The following is a 25,123-nucleotide window of genomic DNA, read 5'->3' as shown; positions in this document are numbered from 1 at the left end:
CCCATAAAAAAACGCCCAGCTCCGTGAGGAAACTGGGCGTTCTTTTTGAACGAGAAAGCGAATTAACGCTTCGAGTACTGCGGACGCTTACGCGCTTTACGCAGACCGACTTTCTTACGTTCAACTTCACGAGCGTCGCGAGTAACGAAGCCAGCTTTGCGCAGAGCGCCACGCAGGGATTCGTCGTAGTCCATCAGAGCGCGAGTGATACCGTGGCGGATTGCGCCAGCTTGACCACTTACACCACCGCCGATCACGGTGACGTAGATGTCGAACTTCTCGACAGTCTCAGTCAATTCCAGCGGCTGACGAACTACCATGCGGGCAGTTTCGCGGCCGAAGAAATTATCCAGCGAACGGTTGTTGATGGAGATGTTACCAGTGCCCGGACGCAGGAAAACGCGTGCGGTTGCGGTCTTGCGACGGCCAGTGCCGTAATTTTGAGTCGCCGACATAATGAACTATTCCGTTAAAACTTCAGTTCTTGGGGCTGCTGAGCAGTATGAGGGTGTACAGCGCCCGCATAGACTTTCAGCTTACGATACATGTCGCGACCCAGCGGGTTCTTAGGCAGCATGCCTTTGACCGCGGTCTCGATCACGCGCTCAGGGGCTTTAGCGATCAGCTTTTCGAAGTTGATCGACTTGATGCCGCCCGGGAAACCGGAGTGGGAGTAGTAGATTTTGTCGGTGGTTTTAGCACCGGTTACACGAATCTGCTCGGCATTGATAACGACGATGTAATCGCCGGTGTCAACGTGAGGAGTGTACTCAGCTTTATGCTTGCCACGCAGACGGCTCGCGATTTCGGTGGCCAGACGACCCAGGGTCTGACCTGCAGCGTCGACGACAAACCAGTCGCGCTGTACTGTTTCCGGTTTAGCAGTAAAAGTTTTCATTCTTTATAGCCTCAGGGGCCGCCCTGTAAATTAGACGGCGGATCTTACTGAATAGTGCGTACTTTGACAAGTCAAAGGCAGCCGGATACAGACGCTTTCGGGGGCTCGGGTCGGCGCGTCCGTTCAACGGCAAGATTCTTCGGCGGCGGCGCATCACTTCCACTGCAGAAAGAGGTGCGCAATTATGCAGATTGCGAAAAATATTTCAACCTGCTTTTATGATTGTTTTGCCCAAGGAGCACCCGATGGACTATCGCCAGCTAGGCCGAACCAATCTGAACGTGAGCGCCATCTGCCTCGGAACCATGACCTGGGGCGAGCAAAACAGCGAGGCTGAAGCCTTCGCACAGATTGAACGGGCCAAAAGCGCCGGGATCAATTTCATCGACACCGCCGAGATGTACCCGGTGCCGCCGAAGGCCGACACTTACGCCACCACCGAGCGCTACATCGGCAATTACTTCAAAAGCCGCGGCGATCGCGCCGACTGGATACTGGCCAGCAAGATCGCCGGTCCCGGCAACACCATCGACTACATCCGCGACAAAAACCTGCGCCACAACCGCCAGCACATCACCGAAGCGGTAGATGCGAGTCTCAAGCGCCTGCAAACCGATTACATCGACCTCTATCAGTTGCACTGGCCGGAGCGCAGCACCAACTTCTTTGGTCAACTGGGTTACAAACACAAAATCGAAGCCAACCTGACGCCACTCGAGGACACCCTCGAAGCACTGGACGAACAGGTCAAGGCCGGCAAGATCCGCCACATCGGCCTGTCCAACGAAACGCCGTGGGGTACCATGCGTTTCCTGGCGCTGGCCGAAGCTCGTGGCTGGCCGCGCGCGGTGTCGATCCAGAACCCGTACAACCTGCTCAACCGCAGCTTCGAAGTCGGCCTGGCGGAAATCGCCATCCGCGAACAGTGCGGCCTGCTCGCCTATTCGCCGCTGGCGTTCGGTTTTCTGTCGGGCAAATACGAAGGTGGCGCGCGTCCGCCGAAGGGTCGCCTGAGCCTCTACAGCCGCTTCAGCCGCTATTTCAACCCACAGTCGGAAGCGGCGTGCAGCCGTTATGTGGCTCTGGCCCGTGAGCACGGCCTGGATCCGGCGCAAATGGCGTTGGCGTTTGTGACGCAGCAGCCGTTCGTGACCAGCAACATCATTGGCGCGACGACGCTGGAACAGCTGGACAGCAACATTGCCAGCTTCGAGCTTAAACTTTCCGATGAAGTGTTGGAGGGGATTGAGACGATTCACAAGGATCACCCGAATCCTGCTCCTTAATTTGCAGTGAACTTGAAAAGATCGCAGCCTGCGGCAGCTCCTACATTTGACTGGTGTACACCCTGTAGGAGCTGCCGCAGGCTGCGATCTTTTCAGCCATCACAGAGATTCAAAGCGACCGCGCAATAATCTCCTTCATGATTTCATTGGTGCCGGCATAAATCCGCTGCACCCGCGCATCCGCCCATGCCCGGGCGATCGGGTATTCCCACATGAACCCATAGCCGCCATGCAGCTGCACGCACTCGTCGAGCACCTTGCACTGCAGGTCCGTGCCCCAATACTTGGCCATCGCCGCCGTCGGCACATCAAGTTTGCCTTGCAGGTGCAACTCCAGACAGCGATCGACGAAGACCCGGCCAATCTGAATTTCAGTCGCCATTTCCGCCAATTTGAATCGTGTGTTCTGGAAGTCGGCAATCGCCTTGCCGAACGCCTTGCGTTCTCGGGTGTACTCTAACGTCCATTGCAGCGCAGCCTCAGCCGATGCCAGTCCGCCAACAGCGACCGTCAGACGCTCCTGCGGCAATTCCTGCATCAGATACGCAAAGCCCATCCCGGCCTGCCCCAGCAGGTTCTCTTTCGGCACACGAACATCCTGGAAGAACAGCTCCGAGGTGTCCTGTGCCTTCATGCCGACTTTTTCCAGACGCTTGCCCTTGGCGAAGCCAAGCGTGTTGGCCTCGACCAGAAACAGACTGGTGCCCTTCGCGCCCGCCTTCGGATCGGTCTTGGCCACGACAATCACCAGGTCCGCGAGATAGCCGTTGGTGATAAAGGTCTTCGAACCATTGATCACGTATTCGTCGCCATCGAGCACCGCAGTGGTTTTCACCCCTTGCAGGTCGGAACCGGCGCCCGGCTCGGTCATGGCAATTGCAGTGACCATCTCGCCAGACACCAGTTTTGGCAGGTATTTGTGTTTCAGCGTTTCACTGCCGTAATGCAGGATGTACGGCGCAACGATGTCGGAATGCAGAGAAAAACCGATCCCGGTCAGCCCCAGACGACCCACCTCTTCGATCACCACCGCACTGTAGAGAAAGTCCGCCCCCAACCCACCGTACTCTTCCGGCAGGTGCGAACAGAGCATTCCCGCCTCCCCCGCCTTGTTCCAGAGTTGGCGGTCGATATAGCCTTGCTTTTCCCACTGGCCATGAAACGGCACAGCCTCTTTTTCGAGGAAGGTTCTTACGCTGTCGCGAAAAAGTTCGTGCTCGGGACTGAACAAGGTTCTGGGGATCATGCGGCACCTGTCGTTATTGTTAGAAGGAATTGACCTTCAGAGACTAAGCCGCACATCCGATACAGGACACTGGACACATCAGACAAAAAATAAGACGATCCAGCCGTCTGGTGACCACTTTCCCCTATAAGAATAAAGTTGAATTATGTCTAACCAAGTCTCCACGCCCTTGCGGCGCGTCAGCATCCTGGCTATCGACCGGGTTTTCGCTTCCACCCTCATGCAGGCCAAGGATTTCTTCCACCTGGCCAGCCTGCGCTATGGCAAACAACTGGGCCAGGGCCTGACACCGGCGTTCGAAACGCGGCTGGTCAGCCCCGACGGCAAACCGGTGAACAGCTTCAGCGATGTGATCATGCCGGTGGACGGAGGCCTGGAAAATACCGATGTCATTATCCTCCCGGCGTTCTGGGACGATTTCGAAACCCTTTGCCAACGTTACCCACAGGTCCTGCCGTGGCTGCGCCAGCAACATGCTCGCGGCGCGGTACTCTGCGGCGAGGCCACGGGGGTGTTCTGGCTCGCCGAAGCCGGGTTGCTCGATGGCAAGGAAGCGACCACCTACTGGCGCTTCTTCAACGCGTTTGCCGAGCGTTTCCCGAGGGTTCACCTCAATCAGGACAAGCACCTGACCGACGCTGACAACCTGTATTGCGCCGGCGGCACTACCTCGGCGTGCGACCTCTACATCTACCTGATCGAGCGCTTCTGCGGCGCCCACGTAGCCCAGGCCGTGGCCCGCGACATTCTCTATGAAGTGCAACGCAGCTATTCGCCGGGGCGCATTGGTTTCGGTGGGCAGAAGCTGCACCAGGACGTGATCATCCTGCAAATCCAGCACTGGCTCGAAGAGCACTTCGCCGACAAGTTTCGCTTCGAAGACGTCGCTCGCGAGCACGGCATGAGCATCCGCAACTTCATGCGCCGCTTCCAGACAGCCACCGGCGACAAGCCGCTGCATTACCTGCAACGCCTGCGCATCGAAACGGCAAAGGGTCTGCTGTCCGGCAGTCGCAAAAGCATCAAGACCATCAGTTATGAGGTCGGTTACGACGATGCGAGCTTCTTTGCGCGGCTGTTCCGCCAGCATACGGAATTGTCCCCGAACCAGTATCGGCAGCAGTTTCAACAAGCGGCGTAACCCTGGATCCGGAAGGTGTTTCCTGCCGAATAAAAAGACCTGCCATGCATAATGCCTACTTGTAGGAGCGAGCTTGCTCCCGGCGGTGTTCCGACGATGGACTTCAGGACGACGCGTGTATCCAGAGAATACGCGTTATCGTTGGCGTCCATCGCGAGCAAGCTCGCTCCTACAGGAGTCAATTTTCGCTTAACTGATCAGCATTACCTGTCGTGCAGGTCTTTTTTCCCACGATAAAAAACGAATGAAGAGTATCTGCGAGCCCAGTTTGACGGCTAGGCGCCGATCGCCCGGAACCTCAACATCTTCCCTGCAAACACCATCAGGGAAGATCATCAGTGACTATCGGATCAAGCTACGACTACCCGCCATACCTGCCCCGGGAAAATGCCCCAAAAAAGCACTCGGAGAAAAGCAAGTGGGCCGCCCGTTTCCCCAACCCACCCGATTTGTGCTTCGACTATCGAGCACTAGTTGAACAGGAAAGCGGCATCTCCAGGGCAACTGATCCGCAGCACAGGATTTGTATCATCGGCGCCGGAGTCACCGGACTGACTGCGGCCAGAGAACTGTATCGCTGCGGATTCACCCATATCTCCCTCATCGAACAATCCACGCGCATCGGCGGCAGGCACCTGACCGTTACGGGAAGCCCACACTCCACACAAAGCCATACCCCGTTTGAAATGGGCGCCATGCGCATGCCCTTCTTCAACCGGGCGGACGAGTCGCCGACAGAAGGTCGATCGCTGATGGCCTACTACACCAAGGCATTTGATCTGGCGTTTTCGGATTTCCCCAACCCCGGTAGCCAATGGGTCCGTTCGACCGGCATTTATCTTCGAGAGGGCCGCCTGGACGGCGGGCCGACGCCGCACATGTTGATATGGACCAACGTCGATGGCGTGACTCCACCTCCAGGCGAAGATCTGCAAAAGGTCTACGCCAAGTGGAAAGCCTTTTCCGATCGCATGACCCTGCACGTTGCACAGGTGTACGCCAGCCAGGAATGGGAAGCCATATGGGGCGCCATCGTCGAAAAATACGAGAGCGTTTCGTTCCGTGACCTGGTCCGCATGCCGACGCTGGAAGCCTTGGATGAACGCTCGCCCGGGGACTTTGGCGGTTTGGGAATGTCCGCAGAAGAGTCCGCGATTTTCTACGCGATCGGCATCGGTGACGGTAGCTGGGGTGCGTTCTACGACGTCTGCTGCCTTTACCCGCTACGCACAGCCATCTTCGGATTCAGTAGCCGGTTGCAACTGATCCACGGTCGGGTGGATGCAAAGGGCGATCCCCTGCCCTCACCCTACCTGCACGCCGAAGCTGTTCATGATTGCGCCGGGCTCAGTTTCGCCAGACCCCGCTACATCGGGCTCGCCGCTTTGGACGAATGCCTGTTGTTCATGAAAACCGACGAAACCAGAAAATCCGTCTACGAACACAGCCGCGAAACAAATACCGGTCTCCTGACCGACTCTTCAGTCACCTGCCTTAAAAAACTGAACAACCAGAAGATTCGCGTTTATTTCAATTGGAAGTACAGCCAACCCGAGCAAACCCAGGAGCACTTTGAAGACTTCGATTCAGTCATCATGACCCTACCCTCCTGGCTGATTGAAACGCGCATCAAGCTCGAAAACTTCACCGAGGAAATGCTGCCCTTCGACACGATCAATGCCTATAAAACCGCGCACTGGGAAACCAGTTGCAAGGTCTTCGCACCGTTGAAAAAATCATTTCTTTCGGAAAACATCAGCATCCCGCAAGCCATTGTCACCGACAGTTTCATCCATGACGTCTACACCTACCGCTACAACGATCACTACAGCTACGACTGCATTTTGCTGAGTTACACATGGGAGGACGATGCCACCAAGCTTGCCTCCTACAGCGACAAGGAACTGGTGGCCAAGTGCGCCGAGGAGCTGGATCGCATCCTCATGAACTGCACCAACATTCAGCAGAAAATCTCACCGTACATTGGCCTTGAACAAGCCGTCGTCCAGCGCTGGATGACCGATAAAAATGCGCTGGGTTGTGCAAAGTTATACCGGCCGGGCACCTACTACGATGCCGTGAGCCTGATGAAATACAACCGGGATTTCGCGCATATCTCCGGCCTGTATTTTTCCGGTGAATCATTTTCTGTCGATGCTGGCTGGACGGAGCCCTGCTTTCGAGGGGCTGTCGATGCCGTCATTCATATTTGCAACAAAACCGCCGCGAGCTTCAATGGTGGTTTCTCCATGAATGACTATCCGCACTACCGACTGAAAGCCTGACAGCCCCATTCCAGAGCCATGCACCCGGTGCATTGGCTCTCACTCTCTGCCTCCCTGGCAAACCGATTCAACCCTTACTCACCCCATCTTCGGAAACGGACTACAGCCGTACCGGAAGCCGCCGACTTTCGCCCCTCTGCCATTTCAACTCTTAATAAACACGCAATTAAACGACGTGAATAACAATAAAAAAGAGGTCATCGGTAATGAGCGATCCAACAAGCCCTGTTCGTGTAGCAGTCGTGCAATTCGACCCGCAAGTGGGGACCGAGAAATGTGCAGATAACCTGCGTTGCAGCCTGGAATTAGCCCTGGAAGCGGTCAACGGCGGGGCGAATCTCATCGTCCTGCCTGAGCTTTCCAATACCGGTTATTTCTTCAGCAACAGGCAGGATGCCTTTGCCCATGCGGAGTCCGTTCCCGACGGGCCGAGCGTGCAGCTCTGGATGGACTTTGCACGACAACACAAGGTTTATCTTGTAGCCGGCTTGACCGAGCGCGACGGCATGCGCCTCTTCAACACCGGCGTTCTGGTCGGGCCTGACGGCTTTATCGGCAAGTACCGAAAAGCTCATTTGTGGAACCTGGAGAAACTCTGGTTTACCCCCGGCGATCTGGGCTTTCCGGTTTTCGATACACCGATCGGCCGCATCGGTTTGTTGATCTGCTGGGACATCTGGTTTCCGGAAGTGCCGCGAATTCTGAGCCAGCAAGGTGCCGACATCATTTGCAGCCTGAACAACTGGGTCTGGACGCCGCCGCCGCTCTTCGACGACGCCGGCAAGTGCATGGCGTCCTACCTGACGATGACAGCGGCGCACGTAAACAATGTGTTTATCGCGGCGGCCAGCCGGATCGGCGAAGAGCGAGGCGCGCGTTACCTGGGCTGCTCGCTGATCGCCGGCACCAACGGCTGGCCGATTGGCGCGGTGGCTTCTGCAGACAAACAGGAGATCCTGTTCGCTGACATCGACCTGACCAGTTCCCGCAGTGCGCCGATCTGGAACGACTTGAACGATCTGCATCGCGATCGTCGAGCCGATCTCTACGATCAGATGCTCGGTTACACCCAGCACCCTTGTCTGCCGCGCTGATAAGGGGTCATGACCGATGGAATCCACCACTGAAAAAAACCTGCCTGATCGTCTCACCGCGAGATCATCACTGGACATCGCCATCCTCTTGCTGATGCTCGGCACGGCATTGCTGATCATCTGGCTGTCATTCACCCACCGTTCCGCCTGGGCCGCCCATTGGCCCGACTATCGTCATCTGCTTTCGAACCTCCCCGAACCGAGCGCGTGGTTGCGCTGGGTGTTGGGGGATATCAGCGAAGTGGCGTTCTACAAACACGAGTTCGCCTCCATCGGGTTGTTGGCGGGCGCGTATCTGGCCTACCGGGCGAACCGCACCGGGAAAGCCTGGCAAGGCTTTGCCATCTCCTATGGCAGCGGATTGTGGCCGTGGCTGGTGACCAGTTCGTTGCTTGGGCTGGTGCTAAGCAATCTGCTTTGGGGCTGGACGGTGGCTGCCGACAGTTGGCAACCGACGTTTGCCGCATTCGTTTCATTGCCGGCAGCCATGGTGTTGATGTTCGGTAGAGGCTGGAAGGTCACGATCAACGGCGCAATCCTGGGGGCGGTACTTGTTACGCCGATGTGTTTGCTGATGGTCAATTACGTGTGCAACCCACTGAAATTGCCAGTGGTGATTGGCAATGTCTCGGGCATGGCGGTCGCCAGCGTGTTTGCCTTTCTGTTGTGCCGTTACCTGCCGAGCCTGGTGAAATCCGACGCCAGTGAGAAGCCGTCCAGTCCAGCGCCCGAAACCGCCATCACCAAAGCACCGGACTATGGTGTCGTCTGGAGCCTGCGCCGGGTGTTGGCTGACTTTTCGGAAGCGCCGTTCTATGGCAATGAGTGGGCCAGCCTTGGTCTGATACTGGGTGCTCTGCTGGCGTTCACGCTGAATCCGTTGAGTCCGGTTTACGGCTCGGCCTTGCTGCCACAACTGATCGCTGCGCAGGCGCTGACTTCGGCATTGGGCGTGGTGATCTGGCGCCGACAATGGATGTCGCATGGCTGGTATCCCACCTATGTTCCGTTGGTGTCCGTGGTGCCGGCGGCGGTTCTGACGTACGGCGGCAGCTGGCCGGTCATCGTCATCAGCGCACTGCTCGGCGCCTTGATTGCACCGCCTCTGGCCTGCGCGATTGCCAAACGGTTGCCGCCCGACATGCATGGCTTCATCGGTAATGTGCTGTCGATGGCCATCAGCACGCTGCTGATCATTCCGTTTATCGGTTTTCTGATAGCCGGCTGACGCACTTCGCCATTCGGTTGTACCTCGAACGGGGTACAGCCGACTCCTTCACACTCAAGCGAGGTATCACATGGACTTGCCCAAACTGGCCATAGCCGCACTTGGCGGTACTGTGAGCATGCAAGCCAGAAACGCCGATGAAGGCATTATCCCGACAGTCAGTGGCGAAACGCTGCTAGCCTCCGTTCCGGAGTTGACGTTGCTGGCCGAGGTGACGATTGAAACCCTCGGACTGCTGCCCAGTGCCTCACTGGATTTCGAGTTTCTGCTCAGCGTGCTTTCCTGGGCGAACTTCCAGATCAAGCAAGGCGCCGCGGGTGTCGTCATCATTCAGGGCACCGACACGCTGGAAGAGACCGCCACATTTTTTGACTATCTGTGGAACCACGACGCTCCGCTGGTCCTGGCGGGCGCCATGCGTTCGGCAGGCCAGGCCGGGGCTGATGGTCCGGCAAATCTGCTGGATGCCTGCCGGGTGGCGCTGGCGTCCAGCAGCCGTCAGCGCGGTGTTCAGGTGGCCATGAACGGGCAGATTCACTCGGCAAGTGCCGTGCGCAAAACCGATTCATTGGCGTTGCAGGCATTTTCTTCTCCCATCGTGGGTCCAGCGGGTCTGTTGGTTGAGGACACCGTTCGCTATCTACGCCCGGTGCCTCTGCGCAAAGTCCTGCCATTGCCTTTTCAAACCACACAGAGGATTGCGCTTCTGGAGGCATCGCTATCTGCCGACAGCCTGTTATTGGAAAGTATCCTGGCGCTGGGCTATGACGGGCTGGTAATCGCGGGTTTCGGTGCGGGGCATGTTTCCGGTAGCTGGGCTGAAAGTATCGAAACAATCGCCCGGAAGATTCCCGTCATCGTTGCCACCCGGACGGGCTCCGGCTCGACGGCTCGCTCAACTTACGGCTTCAAGGGCGGCGAGATTGACCTGACGCGCAGAGGCGCTGCGATGGCGGGGTTTCTGTGTCCACGCAAAGCCAGGATTCTGCTGTGGCTGTTGGTGGGTTGCCAGCGACAAGATGATCTGGACAGCTACCTTCAAGCAACCTGGCAGATAACCCACCTGTAGGAGCGAGCTTGCTCGCGATGATCGTCAACGATGACGCGTGAAACCTGACACCCAGTGGTGCTCTTGGGTTCATCGCGAGCAAGCTCGCTCCTACAGGGGATCTACGGCGCACAAAAAAAGGGTCTGCAATGCAGACCCTTTTTACATTCCGAGATTCCTACGGCTTATGCGCCCGTGACAGGAATTCGTGCGATTGCATTTCCAGCAAACGGCTGAGGGTGCGCTGGAACTCGAAGTTCAGGCGACCGCCGGTGTAGAGATCCTTGAGCTCGACTTCAGCGGAAATGATCAGCTTCACGTTTCGGTCGTAGAACTCGTCGACCATGTTGATGAAGCGTCGGGCGATGTCGTCAGTGGTGACGCTCATCTGCTCGACACCGCTGAGCAGCACGGCGTGGAAGATCTTGCCCAGTTCGATGTAATCGTTCTGGCTGCGCGGGCCATCGCACAGTTCGCGGAAGTCGAACCAGGCCACATCATCGCAGGTGCGCAACGCACGGATTGCGCGGTTTTCGATCATCAGCACGTCGTTTTCGACCGCTGCTGTGCATTCCGGCGTCAGCGCGCGGAAGCTTTTGCGCAGGCTTTCGTGGGACGCTTCGTCGAGCGGGAAGTGGAACAGCTCCGCTTGCTCAAGGTGACGCAGGCGATAATCGACACCGCTGTCGACGTTGACGATCTCGGTGTTCTGCTTGATCAGCGCAATGGCCGGCAGGAAACGCGCACGTTGCAGGCCGTCCTTGTACAGGCCGTCCGGCACGATGTTCGAGGTGGCGACCAGGGTCACGCCGTTCTTGAACAGCTCTTCCATCAACGTACCGAGGATCATCGCGTCGGTAATGTCGGAGACGAAGAATTCATCGAAACAGATCACTCGCGACTCGTCGGAGAAACGCTTGGCGATGATGGTCAGCGGGTTTTTCTCGCCGCCGAGGGTTTTCATTTCTTCGTGCACACGCTTCATGAAGCGGTGGAAGTGCGTGCGGGTCTTTTCCTTGAACGGCAGCGCTTCGAAGAAGGTATCGACCAGGTAAGTCTTGCCGCGACCCACGCCGCCCCAGAAGTACAGGCCCTTGACCGGCGCCTGTTCTTTCTTGCCAAACAGTTTGCCGAGCAGGCCCGGTTTGTTCTGCGAGGCTGCGACCAGATCGTCGTACAGGCGCTGCAAATGGCGCACGGCGGTTTCCTGCGCGGCGTCATGGAAGAATTCCGGGCGTTTCAGATCAGCTTGATATCGTTCTAGGGGCGTCATAATTCGTTAGCAAGGCAACAAAAACGGGCCGTCACTGTAGCGACGGCCCGTGGGAATGGCAATCGGCCCTTGGTCGGGCCGCGCCGTTGATTATTCCTGAACCGGCGTCAGCGCAATCCGCAGGGCGTCGATGGCGACGTCGCGAGCAGCACTGTCGGCGAAGGCCGGGCTATCGGCAACGCACTCGCCTTCCAGCCAGACGCTGAAGCTCAAGTCTTCACTGCGCACGTCCAATGGCTGGCCCGCTTGCAGTTGCTTGGTCACCTGACCGGCGGTTTTGCCGTCGGCGAAGTTGCGCGACAGCAGCAATTGCTCGCCATCGGCCGCCAGCAGACGGAAGCGGAAACTGCCGTCGTCTTCGCGGAAGCTGACAAAACGCGCAGCTTTCGCGGCTTTCTTCTTGGTGGTCACCGCAACCTGGGTCTGGGCGACGAAAGAACGCAGGCCGACCGCTTCACGCAGTTCGTTGAGGAATGGCGTCGCCACGGCACGGGCCTTTTTGGCGCCGATTTGCAGGATGTCTTCCAGATCAGCCGGGCGTTCGATCAGTTGGTAATAACGCTCGCGGGACTCGCCCAGCTCGCTGTCGAGCAGCTGGAACAGACGATTCTTCGCCTCGCCCCAACCAATGCCCTGCAACAGTTCGCTACGGAACTCGTCGGACTGCGCCGGGGTGGCGAAAGCCTGGAACAAGGTGAACAGGTGCGAATTGTCTGGATCTTTCGCTTCGCCCGGGGCGCGGGAGTCGGTGACGATCCGCGAAATCGCGTCTTTCATCTCTTTGGCGCTGCTGAACAACGGGATGGTGTTGTCGTAGCTTTTCGACATCTTGCGACCGTCGAGGCCTGGCAGCGTGGCGACGCTTTCTTCGATCAGCGCTTCGGGCATGGTGAAGAACTCTTTGCCCTGGCCAAACAGGTGGTTGAAGCGCTGGCCGATGTCGCGGGCCATTTCCACGTGCTGGATCTGGTCACGACCGACCGGGACCTTGTGCGCGTTGAACATCAGAATGTCCGCGGCCATCAGCACCGGGTAGCTATACAGGCCCATGGTGATGCCGGCATCCGGGTCTTCGCCGGTTTCGACGTTCTTGTCCACCGAGGCCTTGTAGGCGTGTGCGCGGTTGAGCAGGCCCTTGGCGGCAACGCAGGTCAGCAGCCAGGTCAGCTCGGGGATTTCCGGGATGTCGGACTGGCGATAGAACGTCACGCGGTCCACATCGAGGCCACCGGCCAGCCAGGTCGCGGCGATTTCCAGACGCGAGCGCTGGATGCGCAGCGGGTCATCGCATTTGATCAGGGCATGGTAGTCGGCCAGGAAGTAGAACGAATCGGCATTGCTGTCGCGGCTGGCAAGGATCGCCGGGCGGATGGCGCCGGCGTAGTTGCCCAGGTGCGGCGTGCCGGTGGTGGTAATGCCGGTGAGAATACGGGTACGAGTCGTCATGGGTAATCGCTTGTCAGACTGCAATCAATTCGAAAGACGCGGCAGGATCAGATCCTTGAGATCGGTCAGCTTGCCATGAAAAAAGTGTCCGCATTCTGCCACTTTCAGCAGCTCATGGGGGCGCTCGAGTTTCGAGGACCAGTCGTAGACGGCTTGCGGGTCGATGACTTCGTCGGTTTCCGGCTGGATCAGGGTCAACGGGCAGTTGACCGGCAACAGGTCGTAACCATTGAGCCGGGTGACAGCGGCGGCCACCATGAACAAATGCTCAAGCTGTTCGCCCTTCGCTTCCAGGCGTCCGCCGAGACTTGCTGCAACAAAACCGCCGAAGGAAAAACCGAACAGGGTCAGAGGCAAATCAGGATGTTTCGCCCGCAGCCATTCGGCCGCCGCTTGAGCATCGTCGACTTCGCCGGAGCCCATGTCGTGTGTGCCTTCGCTGGCACCGACGCCACGGTAATTGAAACGCAAGGTAATCAAACCGGCGTCGCGCGCGGTGCGCTGCAGGGTCGAGACCACTTTGTTGAGCATGGTGCCGCCCTGCACCGGGTTCGGATGGCAGATCAGCGCGATGCCGCGAGGCGCTTCGTTATCCAGATACAGTGCTTCCAGTTGACCGACCGGGCCATCAATGACTACAGGGGTTTCGCGCATAAGCAAGGAAGGAACTCCGTGACCTCGAATCGGGTCGACTCGTCTAGCAATTTGTCTGTGCGAGTGTATTGCGAGTGAATCGCGGTATACAGCGCAGGTTCGAGCCGTTAACGTAAAGCAAAGCCGTTTATAGAGGAAGGACTCGTGGAACACTCGCTCTTAGTTTGGTTGTTGCCGACTCTTGCCCTGGTTGTGGGTGTCGCCGTTGGATTCCTGATCGCTCGCCTGGTGCCGAACGCCGCGCCGAGCAGCACACAACGTCAGCTGGATGACATTCAGGAACGTTTCGACAGTTATCAGAACGAGGTGGTTACTCACTTCAACAGCACTGCAACCCTGGTCAAGAAACTGACTCAGAGCTATCAGGAAGTGCAGGATCATCTCGCCGAGGGTGCCAACCGCCTGGCCCTGGACGAGCAGACCCGCCAACGCCTGCTGGCCTCGCTGCACGCCGACACGGTAGCGGCCCCACGGGAACGCCTGACGCCACCGCGCAATCAGGAACCGCCTCGCGACTACGCCCCAAAAGCCCCGAACGCGCCGGGCATGCTCGATGAGCATTACGGCCTGAAGAAGTAATCAGGTTTCGCGCGATACCAAAAAGCCCCTGTAGGAGCTGTCGAGTGTAACGAGGCTGCGATCTTTTGATCTTGCTTTAAAAAATCAAAAGATCGCAGCCTCGTTACACTCGACAGCTCCTACCGGAATACAAAAAACCGCCCGATCTGTTGAGGATCGGGCGGTTTTTTTTACGCCTGGGGTTCAGTCAGGCGATTATGGGTACTGCTGAACCGTACCCTGCTGCTGGCCGCCATACTGCTGGCCCGGAATTGCCTTGAGGTTGACCTCGACCCGACGGTTCTGCGCCCGGCCATTGACGTCACCGTTGCTGGCAACCGGGTTATCCGGGCCGGCACCGCGCGCCGACAGGTTGGCACCGCTCACCCCCTGGGAGGTCAGGTAAGTTGCCACGCTCTGAGCGCGACGCTGGGACAGGTCCATGTTGTGCTGACGGCTGCCGGTGCTGTCGGTGTAGCCGACGATCTCGATCTGGTTCTGACTGAATTCCTTGAGCGAACCTGCAAGGTTGTTCAGCGGCTGATAGAAACTTGAGGCGATGTTCGCCGAATCGGTGGCGAACGTGATGCTGCCCGGCATGATCAGCTTGATCTGATCACCTTGGCGCTGCACTTCAACACCTGTGTTGGCCATGCTGGCGCGCAATTTTTTCTCTTGCTGGTCCGCGTAATAACCGTAACCGGCAGCGGAAGCGCCCACCACGGCGGCGCCAATCAGCGCACCCTTGCCCCGGTTATCGTGGCTGATAGCAGCACCTGCGAGCGCGCCGGCCAGTGCACCGAGGCCACCGTACTTCGCGGTTTTGCTCATGCCCTCGGAACCACCGTCGGCCTGGCCCTGGTTGTCGTAAGGGTTAGGCGAGGCGCAGCCAGACAGCAAGGCCACAGCCGTAGCGACAATAATCAAACGCTGCTTGGTGAACATGAAGAGCTCCTACTTTCTGCATTCTGTGGTGCAACGGACCAAGGCATGGGCCTTTGCGGGTGTTGGATCACTTCGGGCGAAGAAAATTCCATCGGTCACCGTCAAGCCCGCACAAAAGGGTTGTCGCGCATTTCATCGCCCAGACGCGTGTCCGGACCATGCCCGGTCACCACTGTCGCGTCTTCATCAAGGGTATACAGGCGCTGCTTGATCGAACGCACGATGGTCGCCTGATCGCCACCCCACAAATCGGTGCGCCCTACCCCGCGACGAAACAGCGTGTCACCGGCTATCAACAGCTTAGCCTCTGAAAACCAAAAGCTCATGGAACCCGGCGTATGACCTGGCGTGTGCAATGCCACGCCGCAGCCGCAGGCCAGTTCTTCATCATCGGCCAACCACCGATCGGGGGATGGAACCGGGGTATAAGGCACACCGAACATCTGGCATTGCATCTCCAGATTGTCCCAGAGGAACTGATCTTCCTTGTGCAGGTGCAAGGTTGCGCCGGTTTTTTCCTTCAACTGACCGGAAGCCAGGAAATGATCCAGGTGCGCGTGAGTGTGGATGATACTGACCACCTTCAGGCCCAGAGCGTCGAGCCGAGCCAGGATCAGCTCGTGATTGCCGCCCGGATCGACCACGATGGCCTTTTTCGTGACCGGATCGCCGATGATCGTGCAGTTGCACTGCAAAGGGCCGACGGGGAAGGTTTCGCGGATGAGGGTCGGTTTCTGGGACATCGGGCATGCTCGATAAACAGGGTCGGGGGATTTTCGCACATATTCGCATCCCGCCCTTTACCGCCATGTGTTTCGACAAACGACGTCAGCCCAACACCCCCAACGCCTTCGCCCGCGCCACCGCCTGTGTGCGCCGCTCAACCCCGAGTTTGCTGTTGATGTGACTGGCATGGGTCTTAACCGTGTGCAGGGAAATGAACAGCTGATCGCTGATTTCCTGATTCGAACAGCCTTGGGCTATGAGTTTCAGAACCGACAGTTCGCGGGAGCTGAGCTGTTCGCAGGCTTGTGAGGGCTCCGGGGCAATGCGCGCAGCGACAATGGGGAGCCGTTCTGAAAGGCTCTGTGAAACCGCAGCTTTCGCGCAGTTCTGGAGTTGCTCGCGAAGCCAGTCGGGGTATTTGCTCAACAAGCCATCAAAAGGCTGCAGCACGCCGCCGCTGGCCGCTTCCAGGGACTGAACGAAGGCTTGTCGGGCTTCAGGCTCACGGTTGTGCGCAAGGAGCAGTTCGGTTTTCTGCGTCAGAGCCATCACACTGAGCAACTGCCGATCGGTTTGCTGACCATGCTCAAGCAACGCATTCAATCGCCCCTCGGCCAGCATCGGCTGCGCCTGAATGACCTCCAGCAAGGCTTGCTGCAACTCGATATGCAGCGGCAGTTGCGGATGGAATTCCGGGGGCGCCGCCGGCTGTTCGCCGTTGTAGGTCTGGCCCAGTCGCGCGAGCCAGGCTTCCGCCAGATCGGTACGCCCCTGAGCCAGCCAGAGTTCGCATTTGACCAAGGTGATCATCGCCAGATAGTAGATCGGCGGTACGTCCCAGATGTGCATCAGTCGTTCGGCTTCTGCGAGTTCGGCGAAGGCCTTGGCGAATTCGCCGCTGCTGCCTTCGAGCCTGGCGATCACGCAATGGCCGATCAATACGCTGATGTCGCGACAGGCGCGGGCTTCAGTCAACCCCGCCTGCAAGCGCACCCGCGCAGCCTGCGGTTGCAGACGCAGGGCCAGCAGAAACCCCTCGTACAAGGTCAGCCGGGCGCGTACGGCATAGAGCCGTTGCGGCGACAATCCTTGCAGACGTTGCAGCCCCTGGCGGACTTCATCCAGTGAACGCAGGATCTCCCCTCGCGCCTGCAACGCCCGGGCGCGATCGTAATGGGCCAACGCTTCGAACAATGGATTGCCCACCCGTTGCGCCAGCTCCAGAGAATCACGGTTCAGGCCGCGTGCCCGCCATAAGTCGCCGTCGGCAATCGCCAGGTTGGACAGGGTTGAAAGGCACATCAGGCGCTGGCCGTAACGCTTGGACGGAAGACTCTCCAGCGCTTCGGTGCAATACAGCAGCGTCAACTCGCGATTGCCACGACCGCGGGCGATGATCCCGCTCAAGGCAAGCCATTGCGCCAGCATGGACTTCTGCGCAGTGGCCGACGGCGCCGGCAGGAAGCGGCTCAGGTGACTGGCCAGCTCCTCGGCGGCATCCAGCTGACAGGCAAGCCCCAACGCCCAGCTGTAGAGCACGATCAAACGTGGCGTGCTGATCAGCAGGCTGTCGGGCAAGTCCATTTTCCAGCGCAACAACATGCCGACGTTCTGTTCGGCCAGCAGTTGTTCTTCGGAAAGGTTCTGCACCAGGTTTGCCGCCACGTCCAGGTGCCCGGCGCGCAACGCCTGCTCCACCGCTTCATCCAGAAAGCCCTTGGCGTTGAACCAGCGACAGGCGCGCAGGTGCAGGCTGGCTGCCGGCACCATCGCCGGAGAAGTCGGCCGGGTACGCAGCAGGTCGGAAAACAGGTGGTGATAACGAAACCAATGGCCATGTTCGTCCAGCGGCACCAGGAACACTTGATGCGCGAGCAGAAACCCCAGGATCTCGGCACTGTCATGCGCCTCGCGAACGGCGTCGCACAGCTCGCTGCAAAAACGCTCCTGAGACGCTGTGTCATACAGAAATGACTGCACCTCGGCCGGCAGGCAATCGATGACTTCTTCAAGCAGGTAATCGCGAATCAGCCCTTCCCCGCCATGCAAGGACTGGGGCAATGCGCCTTCGGAGCCGGCTTCGGAAGCCGCCAGCAACCAGAAACGCAAGCCAGCGACCCAGCCCTCGCTGCGCTGGATCAGACTCTCCAGCGCTTCGCCGCGCAAGGACGTGCTATGTCGATCGAGCAGGGTCACGGCTTCGTCGTGGGTCAGGCGCAAATCCTGCTCATGCAACTCGAGCAATTGCCGTGACAGGCGCAGACGTGCCAGATGCCAGTCCGGACGCTGGCGACTGGTGACCATCACCAGCAAGCCGTCGGGAAGATGATTGAGGAAAAATTGCAGGCAACGATCGAGCACCGGGCCCTGGACCAGATGGTAGTCATCGAGTACCAGCAGCAGTGGTGCCGTCGGCAACAAATGCACGGCCAACTCGTCGAGCAAACCGTCAAGCCATTCTTCGAAGGCAAACGGCTGATGCCGCTGACGCATTTTCAACAGGCCCAGGGACTGCCGGCCCAACTGCGGAAAAAAGTCCTGAAGGCCTTCGAGCAACCGCTCGAGAAAACGGCCGGGATCGTTGTCTCGCGGACTCAACCCCAGCCACAGACTTTGCCAGTGAGCTGGCAGCCCCTGACAGAACTCTACTGCCAGCGAACTCTTGCCAAACCCCGCCGGTGCGCTGACCAGCAACAGCCTGCCACCGAGGCCGGCACTCAGGCGCTCGCATAAACGAGGCCGCAGCACGTGCCCGTCAGGCAGCGGTGGCCGAAAGAAACGACCGTCCAGTGTCGCGACGGCAACGCTTGCAGGGCCCGGGGGTGGGGACAGATCAGTCATGGCCGGCTCTTGTTTGAATTGCTGTTGGCGGCGTCGCAGATGTCCGCAGACTAGCGGTAAACGAAGAGGTATTGAAGGTTGTTGCTACAAATGGCTACAAAAAGTCTACGAACAAAAAAAAAGCCCCGAACCAGTCGGGGCTTCTTTCGAGGATGCGGCCTCTGTTCAGGGCAGGTTAACGAACCCCGGTCTGACGCAATGCCGCCGGTGTGAAGTCGCTGGTGGTGGCAGTGAAACCGAAGTTATATGCCGATTTCTCTTCGTTCTTCATACCCAGTGCCAGGTAACGGCCGGACTGCAAGTCGTACAGGGCTTCCAGGGTGTACCACGGCACTTGAACGTTGTAGTAGTTCTGGGAGTGAGCTTCCGCCACACGCCAGAGTTGATTGCGACCATCGTAGTGATCGATGACCGCTGCTTGCCAGGTGTCTTCATCGATGTAGAAGTCACGCTTGGCGTAGATGTGGCGCTGACCTTCCTTCAGCGTGGCGACCACATGCCAGACCCGACGCAGTTCATAGCGAGCCAGGTCCTGGTTGATGTGACCGGCCTTGATGATGTCGTCGTACTTCAGCTTCGGATCGTCGAGCTTGTAGCTGTCGGAGGCGATGTACATCTCTTTCTTGCCTTCGAGCTTCCAGTCGTAACGATCCGGTGCACCGTTGTACATGTCCAGGTTGTCGGAGGTACGCAGGCCGTCCGCCGCAGTACCCGGCCCGTCATAGGACACTTGCGGTGCGCGACGCACACGACGCTGACCGGCGTTGTAGACCCACGCCGAACGCGGTTCTGCCACCTGATCGAGGGTTTCGTGCACCAGCAGCACACCACCGGCCAGGCGTGCCGGCGCGGTCACTTCCTGCTTGAAGTAGAACAGGATGTTGCCCGGGTTCGCCGGATCCCAATCCTTCATCTTGTCGCGGAATACGAACTGGTCCTGGAAGTACACCAGGCTGTACGAGCCGTTCGGCTGCGGCGTGGCCTGGGTGATCAGACGGGTCACGCTGCCACCGCGATAGCGGGTGATGTGGTTCCAGATAACCTCGACGCCGCTCTTTGGAATCGGGAACGGTACGGCTGTCTCGAAGTTTTTCAGCCCGTTGCCGCCGGACACCAGCTCCGTGGCAGTGGCGTTTTTCTTGATGGAAGCAAACACGTCATCCGGCACGGTTGCACCACGATGGGACGGGTAGACCGGCATCTTGAAAGATTCCGGGTAACGCTTGAACATCGCGTACTGGCCCGGAGCGAGCTTGTCCTTGTACTGGTCGACGTTCTGCGCCGTGATGGTGAACAGCGGTTTTTCACTGGCGTACGGGTCGGCCAGGAAACCTTTGCCGTCGACGCTGCCAGCGTTTTTCGCCATCGGCTTCCAGGCTGGAATCGAACCGTCGGCATTGCCGGCCATCTCGGCGCCCATCGGTGTCAGGCTCTTGCCCAGCTTGTCCGCTTCGGCCGCAGGGACCGCAGCCATCACGCTGGTCGCCAGCAGCGAAAACCCCAGGAGACCGGCGTGGAACAGACTCTTTGTTATTTTCATATGTGTTCGTCCTGAAAATACAGTGCTTAGAAGTTCACGCCGAGGCTGAGCGCAACGAAGTCACGATCATCCACGGTGGTGTAATCGCCACCAAAGAAGTTGGTGTAGGCCAGGCTCGCGGTGTAGGTGTTCTGGTACTCGGCATCGAGACCCAGGCTGACCGCCTTGCGACCTTCTTCGAAGTTGCCACCAGGGCCAGGCGAGTAACCGCTCACGTCATGGGACCAGGCTACGTTGGGCTTGAGGTTCACACCGGCGAAGACATCCGGGTATTCCCAGATGGCGCGACCGCGATAGCCCCAGGAAGTGGAGGTGGTAAAACCGTCGTTGTTGCAGTTGGTGGTGCGATTGCTGGCATCTGTGCCGGCACCAGCACCAGCAATGGTGCCGCTGTTGAGCGTGGTACAAAAACCATTAGGCAATTCACCTGGACCGAAGACGGGATCACGACCATAACGAGCTTCAGATCGACTTTCCAGACCGCCGACGTATGTAACACCGATTTCACCGACCAGAGTCAGACGACTCGCGCCCATGATCTGATCCAGAAAGTGGGTGAATGTTGTCTGGAACTGGGTGATTTCCTTACGACGATAACCATGCAGATCCTGGCCCGGAGAGCCCCGCAAAACAGAGGCGTTGCCGAAACCGGGAATGGGTGTAACACCGGCAAAAAGAATATCGGTGGAGTTCAACTGAACCGGAGCATTTGGCCGGTAGCTCAACTCACCGCTCCATGCCGTGCCGGTAGGCAAGGTGGTGGAAAAGCTCAAGCCATACAGGCGAATATCTTCCGGATACTCGACAAAGTAGTTGGAGTTACCCGCCACAACCAACGGCCGCGCGCTAGCCAAAGGTCCCAACGGGACGCTGTAGTAAAACTGTCTTGCGCCTTGAGCACTGAAAATGGGTGCGCGGCTATGGTAATTCATGAAGTACGCACCGAACTCGGTGTCCAGCGGCTCGAAGTTATAGTGCATGGCCACGCCGAATTGACCACTGTCACGAGCATCACGGTCTGGACCGCGCTTAACCAGAACACCCTCTTCGTTAACGTTCACCCCAAGCGCAGTCAAAGTAGGAATTGCCAGGGGGTTAATCGTCGAACGTTTGTTGAGAACGCGCAGATTGTTGTCGCAACCATCAGCAATGATGTCCGGCTGCGAGAAGAAAGTCCCGCAGTTATCGGTAACCGTCTGGTCCCACTCTAGCTGATAGAAGGCCTCAGCCGACAGGTTGTCGGTCAGGGTCTGGGACACATAGAACATGTTGACCGGAATCAGGCCTTCCTTGACCTCGGCACCTGGACGGCGGAATGCCGACACGTCGATCGGGTTGATCGCGTTGATACCGCCACCGATAAAGGTACTTTCACCCCAGCTCACTACCTGCTTGCCCAGACGCACGGAACCTGGCTGATCGGCAATGGCATAGTTGTGGTAGACGAAGGCGTCGAGAATCTGCCCACCGGCGGACTTGGCGCCTTCCTTGCGGTTTTCATCGCTGATGTCCTTGAACAGACGACTTTCGTCCTTGAGTTCAAAGTCATACCAGTATTTGCCACGGACAAAGACACCGGTATCGCCGTACTTCAGTTCCAGGTCGTGGATACCCTTGAAGATTTTCGAAAACGTTTCCCCGCGCTTGAAGTTCAAGTGACCGTCGTCAGAGGTTTGCGACAACCCCTTGCCGCCGTTGTTGACCCCGATCAAATCTCTGTTGGGTTTGGCAGTAGACCAACTGGCACCAACGGAAAGGGACGAGTCGAAGCTGCCTTCGATTTCACCAACGTTGAAACTGACGCCGAATGCGGGCCCGGCGAGCGTAGAGGCAAGACTGACGGCCAGAGGCAGTTTTGCCCGGCGCCAGAACTGGTTTACTGATGTCATCGACGCTACTCCATGTGCATTATTTTTATGGCAGTGAGTACTTTTAAAAACGCTGTGGTTGACCGGGAGCCAAGGCTTCCCGAAGTCACTCCAAAGTTGCATCGCCCCGTTTTGTGCGTGTGCCCCGTTCTTAAAAATCCTTGAGCGGACTATAGCCAGCAGGTAGTACAGCTTGATCCCTCTAAAGTGTGATTTGCAGCTGCCGGCCACTCTGGAACAGTCCTTTCGCCAGGCCGACATCTGTCGGCACGGGAAGCATGGCTCAAAATTCGGATTTCACAAGCCAAGCGCTTGCTTGGTGGGGCTGGCGTGCCTTTTCGGGCACGCCGGAAGACGCTTAAAGCGTCGAAAGGAAGGTGCTGTTGTTGGCTTGCCATTCGGTGATGTCGACGCGAATGCGCTTCTTGTCGAGCTTTCCGACGCTGGTCTTGGGAATTTCAGTAACAAGGGCGATCTGGCTCGGGATGGCCCACTTGCTCAGGTGCCCCTGTTCCACAAACGGCTTGAGGTGTTCCTTGAGTTCTTTCGCCCCAATTGCATGGCCCTCGCGGACCACCAGCAAGGCAAACGGCCGCTCGCCCCACTGTGGATCGGCAATGCCCACCACTGCTACTTCGCGTACCGCTGGATGGCGACTGATCAGGTCTTCGAGGTCCAGGGAGGAGATCCACTCGCCGCCGGTCTTGATCACATCCTTGATCCGGTCGCGAATGTCGATCACGCCCATGCTGTCCAGCGTCGCCACGTCTCCGGTGTGCAGCCAGCCGCCGGCCCAGAGCTCGGCGCCCTTCTGCGGTTCATTGAAATAACCTTCGGTGAGCCACGGCGCACGCAACACCAGTTCGCCCTGGGTTTCGCCATCGGCGGGGAGGAAGTTGCCGTCGGTGTCGACGATCGCTGCCTCGACCAAGGGCCCCGGTACACCGGCCTTGATCCGATACGTGGTGCGTTCGTCTTCGGTGCCGGCCATCAGCTCATCGTTGAGGTGCGCGCACGAGATCAGCGGCCCGGTTTCCGACATGCCGTAAGCGGCGGTCAGCTGAATGCCCTTGGCCTTGGCGGCTTCGTACAGCGTACGATTCAACGCGCTGCCGCCGATCACGATTTTCCAGCCACCGAAATCCGTGCTTTGCGCAGCCTTGGCGTTGAGGACCATTTGCAGGATGGTCGGTACGCAGTGCGAGAAAGTGACCTTTTCCTTGCGCCACAGCTCCACCAGATATTCCGGATCGTAGCGCCCCGGATAAACCTGCTTGAGCCCGAGCATTGTCGCCACATATGGCAACCCCCAAGCGTGCACGTGGAACATCGGGGTGATCGGCATGTACACGTCGTTGGTGCCCAGCAACCGCACGCTGTCGATGGCGCCCATGATGGTCGACACGCCCATGGTGTGCAGCACCAATTGCCGATGGGTGAAGTACACACCTTTGGGATTGCCGGTGGTGCCGGTGGTATAGAACGTGGTCGCGACCGAGTTCTCGTCGAAGTCCTGGAAGTCGTACTGCGTGCTCGCGGCCGCCAGCAACTGCTCGTACTCACCGACGAGGTTCGGCAAATCAGCGGTTTTCTCCGGCAGGTCGGTCAACAGCAGCGTTTTCTCCACCGTGGTCAGATGACCGGCAATCGCGTTGTACAGCCCGACGAACTCGCTGTTGACCAGCACGAAGCGGTCCTCGGCGTGGTTCATGGTGTAAAGGATCTGTTCCGGCGACAGGCGCACGTTGATGGTGTGGATCACCGCGCCGATCATCGGAATGGCGAACATGCACTCCAGATAACGATGGCTGTCCCAGTCCATTACCGCCACGGTATCACCGGCCTTGACGCCGGCCGCCGTCAGTACGTTGGCCAGGCGTGCGACCCGTTCGATCAGGGTCGGGTAGCTATAGCGCAACTGGTCGCGGTAAATGATCTCGCGGGTTTTCTCATAGCGCGCGCCAGACATCATCAGCCGTTTGATCAGCAACGGGTACTGGTAAGCGCCTTCGGCTGGGGGGATAACGCGAGTCTGCATCATAAGAATCCCTTTTCTGACTGCACGGTCGTGACTGAAAGTAAGCACTCTAGTGCCCTTCCATGACAACCAAATCAGCCGAAGGAATGATTTGCAACATTCAGCAAATGCTAGCGTTGCGCCAGCATCAAACGGTCATCCGGACATGTAGGAGCTGCCGAAGGCTGCGATCTTTTGATCCTTGGCTGTATAGAAATCGCTAAAGATCAACAGATCGCAGCCTTCGGCAGCTCCTACAGGGTTCCGCGCTTGATCAATGCATCTCGGTAAACGCGAGTTTTACGCCGATGGCGATCAGCACCGCGCCCATGGTCCGGTCGAACCAGTGGCCCATGCGGGCGAAACCGGCGCGTACGCGCTGCTGGCTGAACAGCATCGCCACCAGGCAAAACCACACAGCCGTCGCGGCCGCGAGGTAAACCCCGTAACCCGCCTGCACCGCCAACGGCGTATGCGGATTGATCACCACGGTGAACAACGACAGGAAGAACAGCGTGGCTTTCGGGTTCAGACCGTTGGTCACGAACCCCGAGGTGAAGGCGCCGCGAGCGGTGCGCTCACCCGCTTCCTTGTGCAGATCGTCAGCCGCAGGTGGGGCCGGTTGCGCACGCAGAGCCTTGAAGCCGATGTACAACAGGTAAGCGGCGGCGGCCCATTTCAAGGCGTTGAACAGCACGATCGACTGGGACACGATCAGGCCGATGCCGAGCAGCGAATAGCCGACGTGCAGGAAAATCGCCGTGCCGACGCCCAGCGCGGTCCAGGTGCCGGCACGACGACCGTGGGTCACGCTCTCACGCACCACCACGGCAAAGTCCGGGCCGGGGCTGGCGACGGCCAGCAAATGAATGAGGGCAACGGTCAAGAACTCTGTCCAGTACATGGGGGCTCCTCTGGGGGCAGATTGGTCGAATTGAAACTTTCAGGCTGGCATGTCCTTTGTGGGAGCGGGCTTGCCCGCGAAAGCGGAGTGTCAGTCGCCATAATTGTTGCCTGACACGCCGTCTT

At 58.4% G+C, this 25,123-nt stretch carries 20 protein-coding genes; 7 read left to right on the top strand and 13 right to left on the bottom strand.

What is annotated here, in order from left to right:
* Positions 1–62: 62 nt before the first annotated feature.
* Both rpsI and rplM read right to left on the bottom strand, forming a co-directional pair.
* Complete coding sequence (rpsI, locus tag ACYZTL_RS20645) at positions 63–455, bottom strand: 30S ribosomal protein S9 (RefSeq protein WP_461953302.1); 393 nt, start codon at positions 453–455, stop codon at positions 63–65.
* Between the two features lie 14 nt (positions 456–469).
* The gene (gene rplM, locus ACYZTL_RS20640) at positions 470–898 is read right to left on the bottom strand and encodes a 50S ribosomal protein L13 (RefSeq protein ID WP_007905295.1); all 429 of its coding nucleotides are present in this window, start codon (positions 896–898) and stop codon (positions 470–472) included.
* A 245-nt stretch (positions 899–1,143) separates the two neighbouring features.
* Here rplM and ACYZTL_RS20635 point away from each other — a divergent pair, with 245 nt between their 5' ends.
* A complete protein-coding gene (locus tag ACYZTL_RS20635; protein ID WP_461953301.1) occupies positions 1,144–2,184 on the top strand; it encodes an NADP(H)-dependent aldo-keto reductase in 1,041 nt (346 codons plus the stop codon).
* 109 nt (positions 2,185–2,293) lie between these two features.
* On the opposite strand, the gene ACYZTL_RS20630 is transcribed toward ACYZTL_RS20635, so the two are convergent.
* The gene (locus tag ACYZTL_RS20630) at positions 2,294–3,430 is read right to left on the bottom strand and encodes an acyl-CoA dehydrogenase family protein (RefSeq protein WP_461953300.1); all 1,137 of its coding nucleotides are present in this window, start codon (positions 3,428–3,430) and stop codon (positions 2,294–2,296) included.
* 244 nt (positions 3,431–3,674) lie between these two features.
* Here ACYZTL_RS20630 and ACYZTL_RS20625 point away from each other — a divergent pair, with 244 nt between their 5' ends.
* The 5 genes from ACYZTL_RS20625 (at position 3,675) to ACYZTL_RS20605 (ending at position 10,247) form a co-directional block, all read left to right on the top strand.
* Positions 3,675–4,571, top strand: a complete 897-nt coding sequence (locus ACYZTL_RS20625; protein WP_461954346.1) for a GlxA family transcriptional regulator — start codon at positions 3,675–3,677, stop codon at positions 4,569–4,571.
* A 338-nt stretch (positions 4,572–4,909) separates the two neighbouring features.
* Positions 4,910–6,856, top strand: a complete 1,947-nt coding sequence (locus ACYZTL_RS20620; RefSeq protein ID WP_461953299.1) for a flavin monoamine oxidase family protein — start codon at positions 4,910–4,912, stop codon at positions 6,854–6,856.
* Between the two features lie 206 nt (positions 6,857–7,062).
* Complete coding sequence (locus tag ACYZTL_RS20615; RefSeq protein ID WP_461953298.1) at positions 7,063–7,950, top strand: nitrilase family protein; 888 nt, start codon at positions 7,063–7,065, stop codon at positions 7,948–7,950.
* Between the two features lie 16 nt (positions 7,951–7,966).
* On the top strand, positions 7,967–9,178 hold the full coding sequence (locus ACYZTL_RS20610; protein ID WP_461953297.1) for a hypothetical protein: 1,212 nt from the start codon (positions 7,967–7,969) through the stop codon (positions 9,176–9,178).
* A gap of 70 nt (positions 9,179–9,248) precedes the next feature.
* The gene (locus ACYZTL_RS20605) at positions 9,249–10,247 is read left to right on the top strand and encodes an asparaginase (protein ID WP_461953296.1); all 999 of its coding nucleotides are present in this window, start codon (positions 9,249–9,251) and stop codon (positions 10,245–10,247) included.
* A gap of 157 nt (positions 10,248–10,404) precedes the next feature.
* Here the strand turns inward: ACYZTL_RS20605 and zapE are convergent, their stop codons facing one another.
* The 3 genes from zapE to ACYZTL_RS20590 form a co-directional block, all read right to left on the bottom strand.
* The gene (gene zapE, locus ACYZTL_RS20600; protein WP_461953295.1) at positions 10,405–11,499 is read right to left on the bottom strand and encodes a cell division protein ZapE; all 1,095 of its coding nucleotides are present in this window, start codon (positions 11,497–11,499) and stop codon (positions 10,405–10,407) included.
* Positions 11,500–11,589: 90 nt separating this feature from the next.
* The gene (locus ACYZTL_RS20595; RefSeq protein WP_461953294.1) at positions 11,590–12,945 is read right to left on the bottom strand and encodes a tryptophan--tRNA ligase; all 1,356 of its coding nucleotides are present in this window, start codon (positions 12,943–12,945) and stop codon (positions 11,590–11,592) included.
* Positions 12,946–12,969: 24 nt separating this feature from the next.
* A complete protein-coding gene (locus tag ACYZTL_RS20590; protein ID WP_461953293.1) occupies positions 12,970–13,599 on the bottom strand; it encodes an alpha/beta hydrolase in 630 nt (209 codons plus the stop codon).
* Between the two features lie 144 nt (positions 13,600–13,743).
* Between ACYZTL_RS20590 and ACYZTL_RS20585 the strand changes: the two genes are divergently transcribed.
* Entirely contained in the window at positions 13,744–14,178 is a 435-nt protein-coding gene (locus tag ACYZTL_RS20585; protein WP_461953292.1) for a Z-ring associated ZapG family protein, read from the top strand.
* A gap of 195 nt (positions 14,179–14,373) precedes the next feature.
* On the opposite strand, the gene ACYZTL_RS20580 is transcribed toward ACYZTL_RS20585, so the two are convergent.
* The 7 genes from ACYZTL_RS20580 to ACYZTL_RS20550 all read right to left on the bottom strand — a co-directional run bounded on the left by ACYZTL_RS20580 (position 14,374) and on the right by ACYZTL_RS20550 (position 24,998).
* The gene (locus tag ACYZTL_RS20580) at positions 14,374–15,102 is read right to left on the bottom strand and encodes an OmpA family protein (RefSeq protein WP_461953291.1); all 729 of its coding nucleotides are present in this window, start codon (positions 15,100–15,102) and stop codon (positions 14,374–14,376) included.
* 101 nt (positions 15,103–15,203) lie between these two features.
* Entirely contained in the window at positions 15,204–15,845 is a 642-nt protein-coding gene (locus ACYZTL_RS20575; RefSeq protein WP_214378588.1) for an MBL fold metallo-hydrolase, read from the bottom strand.
* Between the two features lie 85 nt (positions 15,846–15,930).
* Positions 15,931–18,669: a LuxR C-terminal-related transcriptional regulator gene (locus ACYZTL_RS20570; protein WP_461953290.1), complete on the bottom strand. Its 2,739-nt coding sequence runs from the start codon at positions 18,667–18,669 to the stop codon at positions 15,931–15,933.
* A gap of 175 nt (positions 18,670–18,844) precedes the next feature.
* Complete coding sequence (locus tag ACYZTL_RS20565; protein WP_461953289.1) at positions 18,845–20,209, bottom strand: DUF1329 domain-containing protein; 1,365 nt, start codon at positions 20,207–20,209, stop codon at positions 18,845–18,847.
* A gap of 26 nt (positions 20,210–20,235) precedes the next feature.
* Positions 20,236–22,098, bottom strand: coding sequence for a DUF1302 domain-containing protein (locus tag ACYZTL_RS20560; RefSeq protein ID WP_461953288.1), 1,863 nt, complete (start codon positions 22,096–22,098; stop codon positions 20,236–20,238).
* Positions 22,099–22,435: 337 nt separating this feature from the next.
* Entirely contained in the window at positions 22,436–24,118 is a 1,683-nt protein-coding gene (locus tag ACYZTL_RS20555) for a fatty acid--CoA ligase (RefSeq protein ID WP_461953287.1), read from the bottom strand.
* 250 nt (positions 24,119–24,368) lie between these two features.
* A complete protein-coding gene (locus tag ACYZTL_RS20550; RefSeq protein WP_461953286.1) occupies positions 24,369–24,998 on the bottom strand; it encodes a LysE family translocator in 630 nt (209 codons plus the stop codon).
* Positions 24,999–25,123 lie beyond the last annotated feature (125 nt).

The organism is Pseudomonas sp. LB3P81 (genome assembly GCF_054897965.1).
The sequence above is the reverse complement of the archived record's forward strand: the minus strand, read 5'-3'. Positions and strand labels throughout refer to the sequence as shown.

Excerpts from the sequence above, each read along its gene's own strand:
- ACYZTL_RS20605 (WP_461953296.1), top strand. The coding sequence starts at position 9,249 with ATGGACTTGCCCAAACTGGCCATAGCCGCACTTGGCGGTACTGTGAGC.
- ACYZTL_RS20610 (WP_461953297.1), top strand. The coding sequence starts at position 7,967 with ATGGAATCCACCACTGAAAAAAACCTGCCTGATCGTCTCACCGCGAGA.
- ACYZTL_RS20570 (WP_461953290.1), bottom strand. The coding sequence starts at position 18,669 with ATGACTGATCTGTCCCCACCCCCGGGCCCTGCAAGCGTTGCCGTCGCG.
- ACYZTL_RS20630 (WP_461953300.1), bottom strand. The coding sequence starts at position 3,430 with ATGATCCCCAGAACCTTGTTCAGTCCCGAGCACGAACTTTTTCGCGAC.
- zapE (WP_461953295.1), bottom strand. The coding sequence starts at position 11,499 with ATGACGCCCCTAGAACGATATCAAGCTGATCTGAAACGCCCGGAATTC.
- ACYZTL_RS20580 (WP_461953291.1), bottom strand. The coding sequence starts at position 15,102 with ATGTTCACCAAGCAGCGTTTGATTATTGTCGCTACGGCTGTGGCCTTG.
- ACYZTL_RS20550 (WP_461953286.1), bottom strand. The coding sequence starts at position 24,998 with ATGTACTGGACAGAGTTCTTGACCGTTGCCCTCATTCATTTGCTGGCC.
- ACYZTL_RS20565 (WP_461953289.1), bottom strand. The coding sequence starts at position 20,209 with ATGAAAATAACAAAGAGTCTGTTCCACGCCGGTCTCCTGGGGTTTTCG.
- rplM (WP_007905295.1), bottom strand. The coding sequence starts at position 898 with ATGAAAACTTTTACTGCTAAACCGGAAACAGTACAGCGCGACTGGTTT.
- ACYZTL_RS20555 (WP_461953287.1), bottom strand. The coding sequence starts at position 24,118 with ATGATGCAGACTCGCGTTATCCCCCCAGCCGAAGGCGCTTACCAGTAC.
- ACYZTL_RS20575 (WP_214378588.1), bottom strand. The coding sequence starts at position 15,845 with ATGTCCCAGAAACCGACCCTCATCCGCGAAACCTTCCCCGTCGGCCCT.
- ACYZTL_RS20560 (WP_461953288.1), bottom strand. The coding sequence starts at position 22,098 with ATGACATCAGTAAACCAGTTCTGGCGCCGGGCAAAACTGCCTCTGGCC.
- ACYZTL_RS20635 (WP_461953301.1), top strand. The coding sequence starts at position 1,144 with ATGGACTATCGCCAGCTAGGCCGAACCAATCTGAACGTGAGCGCCATC.
- rpsI (WP_461953302.1), bottom strand. The coding sequence starts at position 455 with ATGTCGGCGACTCAAAATTACGGCACTGGCCGTCGCAAGACCGCAACC.
- ACYZTL_RS20615 (WP_461953298.1), top strand. The coding sequence starts at position 7,063 with ATGAGCGATCCAACAAGCCCTGTTCGTGTAGCAGTCGTGCAATTCGAC.
- ACYZTL_RS20590 (WP_461953293.1), bottom strand. The coding sequence starts at position 13,599 with ATGCGCGAAACCCCTGTAGTCATTGATGGCCCGGTCGGTCAACTGGAA.
- ACYZTL_RS20595 (WP_461953294.1), bottom strand. The coding sequence starts at position 12,945 with ATGACGACTCGTACCCGTATTCTCACCGGCATTACCACCACCGGCACG.